This window comes from Sporosarcina sp. FSL K6-3457, assembly GCF_038007285.1.
GTDB lineage: Bacteria > Bacillota > Bacilli > Bacillales_A > Planococcaceae > Sporosarcina.
In genome coordinates this window covers 1491468-1503796 of the sequence record NZ_JBBOWX010000001.1, presented here as the reverse complement: position 1 = coordinate 1503796, position 12329 = coordinate 1491468, and the positions used below count along the sequence as shown (strand labels likewise).

The following is a 12329-nucleotide window of genomic DNA, read 5'->3' as shown; positions in this document are numbered from 1 at the left end:
ACTATTCTAGTGAAAAGAGAGGGAATTTATAATGGAACTTCCTGTGTCAATTGAATCGAAGAAATTACCCCATGCTTCACCGAAAGTGACTGTGTATTATCCTGTTGTTGTCCATTTACCCAATATCCATATACAAAGTACCATTAACCACGCCATCGTTACGACTTTGAATAATATGCTCATTGAACAGAGTTACTATAAACCCGAACTTGTGGAATTAGTAGCTTACTTTGAGCTTAAAACGAACCAACGTGGCCTACTCAGCTTAAATCTCATCGTCTATTCATTCACGGGCGGCGCACATGGCACGACCCTCATTAAATCACTAACATTTGATACGAAAACAGGGAAGCAATATACATTACAAGAGTTGTTCAAACCCGGCAGTCATTACGTAAAGATACTGTCCGATATTATCAGACAACGTATCAATGATTGGCATATAGAATTATTAGACCCACCATTCAAAGAAATTCGGCCTGACCAAGACTTCTATATTGGCGATACTACGCTCGTCATTTACTTCCAGCCATACGAAATCACTGCCGGCGTTTGGGGATTCCCGTATTTCCCAATCCCAATTTTGGATCTCGCAGACATTATTCAACCGAATGGTCCCCTCGATCGAATGATGGCCTTTACTTGAAGTAAGCCAGTTATCGAAACGTTAACATCGTTTCGGTAACTGGCTTTGTTCTTATGAAGAAAGATGGTGATCTAATTCCGCTAGCACCTCGCCAATTTTCCGCTTATGAATCACTACATCTGCATAGTGATCAAATAACGTCGGTTCCAAATTAACAATAACCAATTTCGCACCCTGTTCTTTTGCCAGAAGTGGAAACTGATTCGCAGGTGTAACCGTAAGTGATGAACCAAGGACAATAAATAAATCCGCACGTTCACTCGCATCGATTGCCTTCATGAACGTATCCTCCGGCAGCCCTTCCCCGAATAACACTACGGATGGTCGTAGCTTCCCTCCACATGTACAATAGAAAGTTTCTGATTCATACATCTCATTGCCATACACTTGCCCGCACGATTGACAATGGACTTGTTGCAGCGTTCCATGCAACTCCATGACATTGTCAGATCCAGCAACTGAATGAAAACCATCAACATTTTGCGTAATAATCCCCTGAATGATGCCTCGTCTTTCCCATTCAGCTAAAATTTCATGGCCTTTATGGGGACTGCAATCCTTTACACCAAGTACACGCTTACGATAAAACTCGAAAAATCGTTCCACATCTCTATTTAAAGCATCGGTACTTGCAACTACCGATGGATCCTCCTGTTCCCAAAGCCCTGTTTTTGTAGAGCGAAAATCCGGCAATCCACTCTCCGTCGACATCCCCACCCCTGTATAAATAACAGTATACCTTGATTTTTTAATTAAATCTAAAAGCATTTGTGTTTCCTCCTTCTATTTAGCAACCAACTACATTCAAATTTCCTTTGAGTATTTCATCACAAAATAGGCGATTCACTCGTATTTCCCCTTCTCAAAAATAAAATCGTATTATTCCCCAGGAAATAAGTAACCTACACCATAAATTATCACTTTAATATTTTCCATTAAATATGCATCATTTTAATTATGCAATAAAAATAAATGATCCAACATTCGGTATTATCCATTTACACCAGTCTACCATTCCTGTAAGTTTAATTCATATAATATATCGTTGAAGGGATGAAAATAGATGAAGCGAACACTCGTTATAAGCGATATCCACGGCGAATTAGAACTATTTGAACAGCTCTTATCCAACGTACAGTACAATCCACGTCATGATCAGCTGATTTTGTTAGGCGATTATGTAGACCGAGGGCCTGATTCAAGAAAAGTACTCGATAAGATCATCGAACTAAAAGCGCAAGGAGCATTTATTCTAAGAGGCAATCATGAAGACATGATGATCAAAGCACTGACGACGAACGATGAACGTTCTTGGAAGCATTGGGCTCATCGCAATGGAGGTAGCAACACTTTACAAAGCTATGGTTTCAGTGAAAGTGAATTTATAATCCCTGAAAACAAGGACTTCGTCAAGCCGGTACTACATTCTGAAAAACTAGCTGGACATCTTGCATTCATCCAAAGCTTAGACCCTATTGTCGAGCATAATGACTATATTTTTGTCCATGCAGGTGTCCATCCGACTATACCAATTGCTGAAACAGATCCCTATGTCCTGATGTGGATTCGTGAGGAGTTCTACAATAACTATAGGGGAGACAAGCCTGTCATTTTTGGGCATACGCCAACAACTATCTTACATAATGATAAAAACAACCATTCGATTTACTTTGGAGAAAATCGTATTATCGGCATTGACGGTGCAGCTGTTTATGGTGGACAATTAAACTGCCTAGAGCTGCCTGCTAAAGTCATGCACTATGTAAAGTAATGATATACTACCTATGAGGTGATGAGCTATGACAAACAAAAACTATGAAGAACTAGTTCCCAATCGTATTTTCATTGGCGGGATAGATGCGATTGACAATCTTCTTACCAATGAAAAAATTGATGTCATCTACGACCTACGTGCAGAAGTAAAAGGTCCACTGTCAAGTGAAATCAGCATCCATCAGCCCATCGTTGACGATGCCGAACACCAAGATCAATCGATACAAGCAGCGGTTTCAGAAATCGTCAACGCCTATAAAGCCGGTAAAAATGTCTACTTCCACTGTAATACCGGACGTGGACGAGCTGGAACTATCGCAACAGCTGCATTGTTAGAACTCGGATTGGCAAATTCTGTAGAAGAAGCGGAACAACAAGCTACAGCAATTCGACCGTCCATCAATGTAAAACCACAATTCAAAGAAGCGCTAAAACGACTATACGACAACTAAAAAATGCCGGCCTCCGAACGATAACGGAGACTGGCATTTTTTCAGCTATTGAGGATCGCTTCCTTCCCCTTTTGCTTCCACTTGATGAACAAATAACCAAGGAAAACGAGGAAGACAAGTGCTGCCGATGTCAAATAGACATTCTGATAGCCATAGTGAATGGCAACTAGTCCAAGCACATATGAGCCAATTGCCAGTCCTGTATCAAATAATGTGAAAAATGTAGCCGTTGCATAGCCACTTCTTTCATGTTTTGTCGACTGCACAGCAAGCGTCTGTAAACTCGGAACAAGCGCACCGTACCCTAATCCAATAAAGGCAGCAGCGACTAAAAATAGCACAGCTGAATCCATAAATGCCAAAAGAATAAGCCCAACAATGAACAATAGCATTCCCGGTATTAAAATAAACTGCGGTCCTTTTTCATCAAAAACTTTGCCTGTAAACGGACGCGTCAGAAGCATAACCGCAGCGAATACGAAAAAGAATGTACTGGCAAAAGCTAATAGATTTTTTTCTTGTGCGAAAATCGATAAGTAAGACAAAACACTAGCGTAAGAAAAAGCAATTAAACTTCCGAGGAACGCAACTGGCATAGCACTTTTTTCAAATAAATCACCTAATGCCAACTTCGTCTTTCTGTCGTTCTTAACTGAAATTTCCCCAGCTGGAATGGATAACGAGGTTAACGCACCAATGACCATCAATACACTCATCACAATAAAAAGCATATCAAATGAATAGGTTTGCATGATGAACAGTGCGATAAATGGTCCAAGAACAACTGCTAAATTCGTCGACATCGTATAATAGCCAAGCCCCGCTCCACGACGTTTAACCGGAACATTATCTGCCGCAAGTGACCCGCTGGCAGTTGTCGCAATACTAAACCAAATCCCCTGTACGAAACGTAACACCAAAAGCCCCGTAAATGGTTGAATAAAATTGTAAAGAATTGTACATATTAAATAGAATAATAAGCTAATCCACAACATTTTCCGTTTACCGACTATATCTAAAATCTTTCCCGTAAATGGCCTTACAATAATGGCTGAAAGCAAAAATATCGTCATTAACAAACCGGCTTCTTCATCTGTCCGACTCAATACATCTTTCGCATATAAGGGCAGAGTAGAAACCAATCCGTAAAATACGACGAAAACGGAAAAGTTCGTGCTAAACAAGCTAATAAATGATTTTGTCCAAATAGGTTCTTTTTTCACCGAACTACATCTCACTTTCTTTGCTCATCTTCCTCAACAATTCCCTCAGCAATGCCTGTTCATCATTCGATAACCCTTGTAAAAATTCATTTTCAAACTGGATAATCGAAGCTTTAATTTCTGGAAATTTGACGATTGCCTCTTCGGATAAACGAACAATTTTTTCTCTGCGATCTTGTCCTTCTTGCGTCGTCAGCCACCCGAGTGTCTCCAAACGATTGACCGTACGTGTTACTGTCGGCGCTTCCACATTCAAATACTTGCATATATCTGTTAACGTCATATCATCCTGCAGATGCACGCAATATAAAACAGTCCATTGAGCTGCGAATAAATCATACTTTTTCAACACCAAATTTAATTCCTTACTCAACAAGCGTGTTTTTTGAAAAATATCATGAAATAACGGGTTCACTCTTCCAACTCCTTTTATTTACCTAGGTAACTATTTAATTATACTTCGGTAACCGAAGCTTGTAAAGGGATTGGATTCAAAAAATAGGCCACCCGATGAAACCAGATGACCCACTTCCTTATAGATGCCCACCAAAATATCGCATAAATTGTTCTTCCCATTCATCAAATAACATACGATTGTTATCTCCATCAACCGAGGATTCATTGTCCCATAAGTATTTACAAGACTCTACAAATTGAATCGTTTCCTCACACCATTTTATATAGTCTATTTCCTGTTCAATCCCTCTTTTTAACACGACTGCACTCATTACGATTCTAGACGACATGACATTTCGCTCTTTAATCCCTTGCCATGTTTCGGCAATCGTTCTTTGCATTTTTTCTAATCGTTGCTGACGCTCTTTTTGATAAAACTTCAATTGAAAAATCACTTCATCTGCGGGAATGTTATCCATAAAGAACGCTTGCATGAGAAACGCATCTTTAATCTTCGGTGTTTCAGGCTGACTGTGTAACCAGTGCGCCAACTCATCTGCACCCTTTTCAGTGATTGAAAACACCTTCTTATCAGGCTTCCCATCTTGCGGTACCAGTTTACTGTCAACAAGTTGGTCTTTTTCCAACTTACTTAACTCCGGGTAAATCTGTGAAAGATGCGAATGCCAGAAAATACTCATAAAATCATCGAACTCTTTTTTTATATCATAACCACTCGCATCCCACTTACTCAGTAAACCTAATATTCCATATCGAAGAGACATGATACTCCCCATCCTTTCATTCTCACGCATGCCCTTTCCCTAAACGTGGGATATAAAAACAACCAACTACACCAAGTAGCAACAGCATACCTGCCATAACACCTATCGTATGTATAGTCCCAATCGCTGTCAATAAAAAACCGATGGCTAGTATACCTGGTAAAGCCATTGAGATAGCTATCATATTATATATACTGAAGGTCCTTGTATAATTTTCACTCTGCACCTCGTCCTGCAAATACGTCACAAACGTTACATTAAACCCACCTAATGCGATTCCTTGAACAAAGAAAAATGGTAATATCCACAGCCAATTCTCGATAATCAGCAACGCACCGATACTAACATTCAACGCAAATAGTGGAGGGACAATCAGCCACTTTCTATCCACACGTTTATACAATTTAGGTAGTAATGAAGCACCCATAATAATTCCCAACAACGATGCTGTCCCTATAAAACTTAGATTCTCGACCCCAACAAATAATACCGTTGTTAAGTAAGATAATAGCACCAAATCGACAGAAGTAACAATCAACATCGCAATCGCTAAAAACATAAACAAAGGCTTTAACTTTGGATGATTCCAAACATACAAAACTCCTTCTTTCATCATCTCCAGTTGACTTTGCTTACTAGTCGCTTCTTTTTTTATTAGTGGTGTGACCTTTCGAATAAATAACAATGATAGAAACAGCAATCCCGCGGATAGTACAAGTAGTAAGGGAATTGGAATCATTAATTTGATTAGAAAAGCAGTAGAGATTTGACCAACAATCTTGACAGCCGTAAAACCTAACTGAAATAGACTATTCGCCTTTGCACGATCTTCAGTACCAATAATATACGGTAAAAGGGCTTGATTGGCAGGCGTAAAAAATAATCCTAAAACACTCACTACAATTAATAACAAATACATCCACTGGTAGGCAATCATATACATGACTATTGAAAACGACAGTAAGACGATGACTCGAAGCCCATCAGACCACAACATGATTTTTTGTAGTGTTCTATTTTCTATCCAGGTCCCCACTGGTATAGCTAGAAAAGTAATCGGTAAATAATAAGCAACATAAAACCAGGTAAATGAACTAGGATTGTTCGATTGAATCTCTATCCACTTTAATAATGAAAAAAACATGATTGATTCCGCAAGCACACTACATATTCTTCCTAAAAACAAACTACGAAACGAACTGTTTTTAAAAATAACCATAGTGAATTCCCCCTTTTATCGAATGTGATAATAAGAGTGTATATCAATTCCGTTAACAAATAAATGTTTATATACAAACATTTATATAACGGATATAAAAAAACAGACCGACTTGGTCTGTTTTTTGCTTCACTATTTAGTTAACACCTTCCCCGGCCCTTTCCATTTCATCGACACAAACATCGTTATGACAAGTACAACCAGACCAAGAATAAATGGATACAATATATGAACGTCAAATAGTAATCCTGCAAGGAGCGGCCCAAGTACATTCCCAATACTCATATAAGCATTGTTCATCCCCATTGCAAATCCTTGTTCATTGCCCGCCAATTTGGAAATAAGCGTCGTCAAAACTGGTCTTAAAATAGAAGTTGCTAGGAAAATAATCATCGTTACACCGAAAAACATAATATAGCTTGGCGCAAGTATGGAAAGTAAAAAGCCAACTGCGGCAACACCAAGGAAAATACTAAGTACTGCCGCTTCACCAAATCGACGAACAACCTTGTCGACCGCAAACAACTGAATAATCACGCTAATAATACCTGTCGACGTGACCATAATTGCAATATCCTTTGGAGTCGCCCCGAATTCATTATCCACAAAAAGTCCAAGCACTGATTCATACGCCATTAACCCGAAACTCATCACAAGCGTAATTACCAATGGAATAAAGTACGGTTTGCTAAATGACTGTGCAATTTCCTTCACCATCGGTTTAGACTTTGTATCCTGAACTTCAACAGCTGTATCCTTACTTTCTTTCAACATCACTGCGGAAAAGATAACCGCCCCTACTCCGACAATCGCTGAAATAAGCAATGGCATTTTCAAACCGAAATCGGCTAAAAACCCACCAATCCCCGGTCCAATTACAATCCCGAGGGACATGGATGCAGAAATATAACTATTCCCTTTTGCACGCTGATCCATCGTTGTAATGTCGGCAACATAAGCAAAAATCGCTGGGACTAATAACGCTGCCCCAACGCCACCAATAACACGTGACAGATAAAGAATCCAAATTGAGTCAGAAAAATAAAAGACAAACATTGACAAAGCTAATCCACTCAGCCCTGAAATAATCATAACTCTCCGTCCGTACTTATCCGCCCACTTTCCTGCTATAGGCGACATGATAAGCTGTGCACCGGCAAATATGGCAATCATTAAGCCCGCTGCTGTTCCAGCTTGGCCAATCGATAATAGATATGCGGGTAAAATCGGAATAATAATACCGAAACTTCCTATTGCAATAAACATATTAATCATTAATATGAGCATTTTCTTTTTTTGATCTTGTGTCAAATTGTTTACCCTTCTTTCTAATCAGCCTATTTGCACCGACTCCCCATTATAATGAGATTCGAAAGAATTAGCCACATATTTATTTCACAAAAGCTATCTTTTTTATGCTCAATTAGCTAGTAGCCGTAATTTTCCCATCACGTGGCAACGCTAGCCCTACAAGTCCCATAATCGGCAGGAATGATACAATAATCATCGTCGTATAAATGCCGAGATGGTCCATCAATATACCGATAACGACTGCACCAATGGCACCCATACCGAATGCCAGTCCAACTGTCAGACCTGCCATTGTACCAATTTTACTTGGCACAAGCTCCTGTGCATACACGACCGTTACTGAAAAACTTAGCATAATGAAAAAACCGATAACCATAAGCAATGCAATAACCGCCCACAATGGAGCATAGGGTAGCAGAATACAAAGCGGGATTGGTACAGCTAGTGACAAGATAATGACATTCTTCCGGCCAATTTTATCCGCCATCGGTCCACCGAAAAATGTCCCGACTGCCCCAAGTGCTAAGAAGAGAAAGATATATAATAGACCTTCCCCACTTTGCAAACTATATTTCTCCATCAAATGAAAGATGAAAAAACTTGTAATACTTGTGACATAAAATGAGCGAGCAAAAATAATAACCAGAAGCAATGATAGCGCAATCCCTACTTGCTTTTTCGTTAAATCGCCAATAGATGATAACAGTACTTTTTTACGCTTATTCAATTTCTCCTGTTCCAACTGATTTTTATACCAAGCTGAAATTTTCATTAATATAAAAATACCAAGTGCTGCAACCATCATGAATATGGCCGCACTTTTTTGACCATAAGGAACCAATATGTATGCCCCTATTAATGGAGCAAGTGCCTGTCCTGAATTCCCACCTACTTGGTAGATAGATTGAGATAATCCTCGCTTTGAACCCGCCGCCATAAACGACACGCGCGACCCCTCCGGATGAAATATAGCAGAACCAAATCCAAGTAACATTACCGAAACAACGATCATCCAATAATCGGGTGCAAAAGCAAGCCCTCCGATTCCAACAAGCGAAAATAACATGCCGGCGGGTAGCGCATAAGGCATCGGCTTTTTATCACTAATATAGCCGACGACAGGTTGTAAAACAGAAGCTACCATGTTTAGTGCAAAGGCTATAAAACCAAGTTGAGTGAAAGTTAGCCCCTTCTCCTCTGAAAGCACTGGAAAAATAGCCGGAATCACTGCCTGTAGCGTGTCATTCAGCAAATGACAACCCGCAATGGCAAACATAACTGGATAGACAGGATTACCAAGTGTATTTGATTCTTTTATCGTCGTCATCGAATCTTCCTTTCTTTCGTCAAGTACTAGAATAGTATAGCCCAATCTTCACAAAGTTGAAAATAATGATTTTCTTATTATTCCTGCTATACTAACAAAGAGAATCATTATCATTGATAGAAAGAGGGATTGAATTTGAATATACACGAAGCCATTCAAACACGCAGAAGTATTGCATTAGTTGACGAACAAGCAGTTCCTAAAGAGCTGATTGAACAAATCATTGAGGCAGGTACATATGCGCCAAGTCATCATAGATCAGAGCCGTGGCGCTTTTTCGTCCTACGTGGCGAAGGTAGAAAGAAATTAGGAAAAGTGTTTAAAGAAATTACGACAGCGCAACAAGAGGATCCCCAGTCAGAAGAAAGCCAAGCGAAAATCGCACGAAGCGAAAGCAACCCCCTTCGCGCACCCGTCATCATTGCGGTCGGTGTTGAACCAAGTGACAAGGACAATATCATTTTGAAAGAGGAATTTGCCGCTGTCAGCAGTGCTGTTCAAAATATGTTGTTAACTGCACACGGTCTAGGTCTTGGTGCAGTTTGGCGAACAGGTGCGATTTGCTACCACCCAGACGTACGCGACTTCTTCGGTCTATCTGAACAAGGTGAGATTTCTGCATTTATTTACCTCGGCTATTCAGATTTCGAGCCAAAACCTTTTACGAGAACTCATTTCAAAGAATTAACGGCGTGGATTGATTGAGTATTCTTATTAATCCAACTCATTAAAGCACCTAGTATTTGATTAAGTTATTTTTGGGTTAATCAACAGGCGTGGGAAAAATAACTAAACAAAAAACAAGACCGAATCAATCGACATCCGGTCTTGTTTTTTGTTATTTGTCGCCACTTACCGCTCCTTGAATCCTTAGAAAGCCCGATTCAATCGTTTCCACTGGCAATGGTTCACTGAAATAGAATCCCTGCACTTCATCACAGCCATGGTCATGCAAAAACTGAAGTTGCTTTTCATTCTCGACTCCCTCAGCAATAACTTTTAGTCCAAGGTTATGAGCCATTCGTATTATCGTAATGACAATATTCGAGTCACTTACATTTTTCTCTATATTCCAAATAAAGGATCGGTCAATTTTTAACCGGTCAATTGGAAACTTCGTTAAATAGTTCATGGAGCTATAGCCGGTACCAAAATCATCAATACTAATTTTAACACCGAGCTCATTCAATTTCTTCAATGTCGGAATGGCATGTTCAACATCCATCGTCATCGTTTCAGTAATTTCAAGTTCTATGTATTCAGGCTTTAATCCAGTATCGCATAAAACTGTTTGAACTAAGTCGGGTAGCTTGTCACTCGCAAATTGATTGGAGGATAAATTAATCGCTACACTAAAGGGTGGTATTCCCATGTCTTGCCATTTCTTATTTTGTTTACAAGCGGTTCGTAGCACCCACGCATCCATTTGCGTAATGAGGCCCGTTTCTTCGGCAAGTGGGACAAACTCACTTGGTGGTAGCATCCCGAGCGTCGGGTGCCGCCATCTAACCAATGCCTCTACACCAATCATTTCCTTTGTTTGGATGTTAATTTTCGGCTGATAATAAAGGACAAGCTCATCCGAATCAATCGCTTTTCGCAAAGATGCTTCCAATAAAATCTTATCATGTGATTTGGGATCCAATTCATCTGAATAGAGAACATATTGATTTTTCCCTTGCTTTTTCGCTTGGAACATCGCTGTATCCGCATTAACTAGTAGTTCTTCCGTTGTTCGACCGTTGTTCGGAAATAAGGCAATCCCTATACTTGCTGTGATATGAAAATCATAGCCTTTCATAACAAATGGCTCTTTAAATATCTGGAGTAATCGTTTGCCAATTTGTTGGATATCCTCTTGCTCATTCATAGGAACAAGTAAGATAAAATCATCTCCACCAACCCTTGCTATAAAATCATTTTCTCCAAAATGACTAGCTAACCGATTGGCGATTCTTTTTAAAACAAAATCTCCATCCTTTTGCCCTAACGTGTCATTAACAATCTTGAAACGGTCCAAATCTAAGTGAATAACAGCAAGTGGATGATTCGTCTTATTATTATTCATTTCTTCAATCATCTTTGTTAAATTAGTCGTTAAAAATCTTCGATTTGGTAATCCAGTCTGCTCATCATGATTGGCTAAAAAATTGAAGCGCTGCTGTACATTGTACACTTCTGTAATATCACGTAGCTGTGCAAACGCACCAATCGTTTGATAACTATCATCATAAATGGGGAATGCATCAAATAAACAAAATCGTTGGGAGTCCTCTCCCTCTTGTCCAATCGTAATATACACGTCATCATATCGTGTTTTTTCATTGAGTACAGCTTGTATGTACTTACCTATATCCCGCAAATTTCGTACATGATTACCAATCATGTCACGAGCTTTTTGTTCTAAAAGAATTTCGGCCCGAATATTGAATTCTAAAACAACGCCATCCAAATCTGTTGTGATGACCCCATATTGACTATTATCCATCATGACTTGGTGCAACATATTCAACTGTCTATTTTGTTTTCGCAAAACTAATTCTCTTTCAATCGAGTCCACAATTGTAGCGAGCAACATCGTAATCATCGGATTTTGATGCTTTATATCTGTCATCACGACAAATGAGCCGAGCACTTCACCCGTAGTTGTATTTTTAAAGGCTACACCATAACAAGCCGTTGACTGCAAATAGTGATGATAATGAGATTCTCCTATGATTTCGACAGGCCCCCAGTGATGATCCAGTGATAGGTTCACAACATTCGTCCCCATCGTACTAGCTGTAAACTGAATACCACATTTTATCCCAAGATTGTTCACCTGTTTTTTGATTGTTTCGTCCCCGACCATGTCTAGAATAACGCCATTTTGGTCTGAAACTGCAATCAGCAATGGAATGTCCTTCAACAATTCAATCATCTTACCGCTAAAAAAGCGCGTGACCGAAATAATCTCTTCATCTCCACTCGACTTTACTGAATAATCCGTATCAGCAGAATTGATTGTTGTAGGAGATAGTTCTGCTGGTTCCATTCCTGTCTGTCGACAATATTCGTTTGCTTCAGCAATGAATTCAGCAATTGTTTTCAATTACACTCCCCCTTCCCTGTCTCCTTAAAAGTTTCCATGAATTTCATTTAATATTACCATCTATTTCATTTAATCATACCATGGAAGAATTTAAAACGCAGTACAC

12 protein-coding genes are annotated in these 12329 nt (G+C 39.4%); 4 read left to right on the top strand and 8 right to left on the bottom strand.

Annotation, left to right across the window (positions count from 1 at the left end; translation table 11 throughout):
* Positions 1–31 precede the first annotated feature (31 nt).
* Positions 32–646 carry a DUF3298 and DUF4163 domain-containing protein gene (locus N1I80_RS07415; RefSeq protein ID WP_340737254.1) on the top strand — a complete coding sequence of 205 codons (615 nt, stop codon included), beginning with the start codon at positions 32–34 and terminating at the stop codon, positions 644–646.
* A gap of 51 nt (positions 647–697) precedes the next feature.
* On the opposite strand, the gene N1I80_RS07410 is transcribed toward N1I80_RS07415, so the two are convergent.
* Positions 698–1414, bottom strand: a complete 717-nt coding sequence (locus N1I80_RS07410) for an NAD-dependent deacylase (protein WP_340737253.1) — start codon at positions 1412–1414, stop codon at positions 698–700.
* 295 nt (positions 1415–1709) lie between these two features.
* Here N1I80_RS07410 and N1I80_RS07405 point away from each other — a divergent pair, with 295 nt between their 5' ends.
* Together N1I80_RS07405 and N1I80_RS07400 are read left to right on the top strand one after the other, a co-directional pair.
* Entirely contained in the window at positions 1710–2417 is a 708-nt protein-coding gene (locus N1I80_RS07405; RefSeq protein WP_340737252.1) for a metallophosphoesterase family protein, read from the top strand.
* A gap of 28 nt (positions 2418–2445) precedes the next feature.
* Positions 2446–2871: a protein-tyrosine phosphatase family protein gene (locus N1I80_RS07400; protein ID WP_340737251.1), complete on the top strand. Its 426-nt coding sequence runs from the start codon at positions 2446–2448 to the stop codon at positions 2869–2871.
* 41 nt (positions 2872–2912) lie between these two features.
* Here N1I80_RS07400 and N1I80_RS07395 read toward each other — a convergent pair whose 3' ends face one another.
* The 6 genes from N1I80_RS07395 to N1I80_RS07370 form a co-directional block, all read right to left on the bottom strand.
* A complete protein-coding gene (locus N1I80_RS07395; protein WP_340737250.1) occupies positions 2913–4094 on the bottom strand; it encodes an MFS transporter in 1182 nt (393 codons plus the stop codon).
* A 4-nt stretch (positions 4095–4098) separates the two neighbouring features.
* A complete protein-coding gene (locus tag N1I80_RS07390) occupies positions 4099–4509 on the bottom strand; it encodes a MarR family winged helix-turn-helix transcriptional regulator (protein WP_340737249.1) in 411 nt (136 codons plus the stop codon).
* A 118-nt stretch (positions 4510–4627) separates the two neighbouring features.
* Entirely contained in the window at positions 4628–5275 is a 648-nt protein-coding gene (locus N1I80_RS07385) for a PadR family transcriptional regulator (RefSeq protein ID WP_340737248.1), read from the bottom strand.
* Between the two features lie 22 nt (positions 5276–5297).
* On the bottom strand, positions 5298–6494 hold the full coding sequence (locus N1I80_RS07380; RefSeq protein ID WP_340737247.1) for an MFS transporter: 1197 nt from the start codon (positions 6492–6494) through the stop codon (positions 5298–5300).
* Positions 6495–6626: 132 nt separating this feature from the next.
* Positions 6627–7805 (bottom strand): MFS transporter, encoded by a 1179-nt coding sequence (locus N1I80_RS07375; protein ID WP_340737246.1) that lies wholly within the window; start codon positions 7803–7805, stop codon positions 6627–6629.
* A gap of 112 nt (positions 7806–7917) precedes the next feature.
* Positions 7918–9132 (bottom strand): MFS transporter, encoded by a 1215-nt coding sequence (locus tag N1I80_RS07370; RefSeq protein WP_340737245.1) that lies wholly within the window; start codon positions 9130–9132, stop codon positions 7918–7920.
* Positions 9133–9267: 135 nt separating this feature from the next.
* Between N1I80_RS07370 and N1I80_RS07365 the strand changes: the two genes are divergently transcribed.
* Positions 9268–9837 carry a nitroreductase family protein gene (locus N1I80_RS07365; protein ID WP_340737244.1) on the top strand — a complete coding sequence of 190 codons (570 nt, stop codon included), beginning with the start codon at positions 9268–9270 and terminating at the stop codon, positions 9835–9837.
* Between the two features lie 133 nt (positions 9838–9970).
* Here N1I80_RS07365 and N1I80_RS07360 read toward each other — a convergent pair whose 3' ends face one another.
* Positions 9971–12223, bottom strand: a complete 2253-nt coding sequence (locus N1I80_RS07360; RefSeq protein WP_340737243.1) for an EAL domain-containing protein — start codon at positions 12221–12223, stop codon at positions 9971–9973.
* Positions 12224–12329 lie beyond the last annotated feature (106 nt).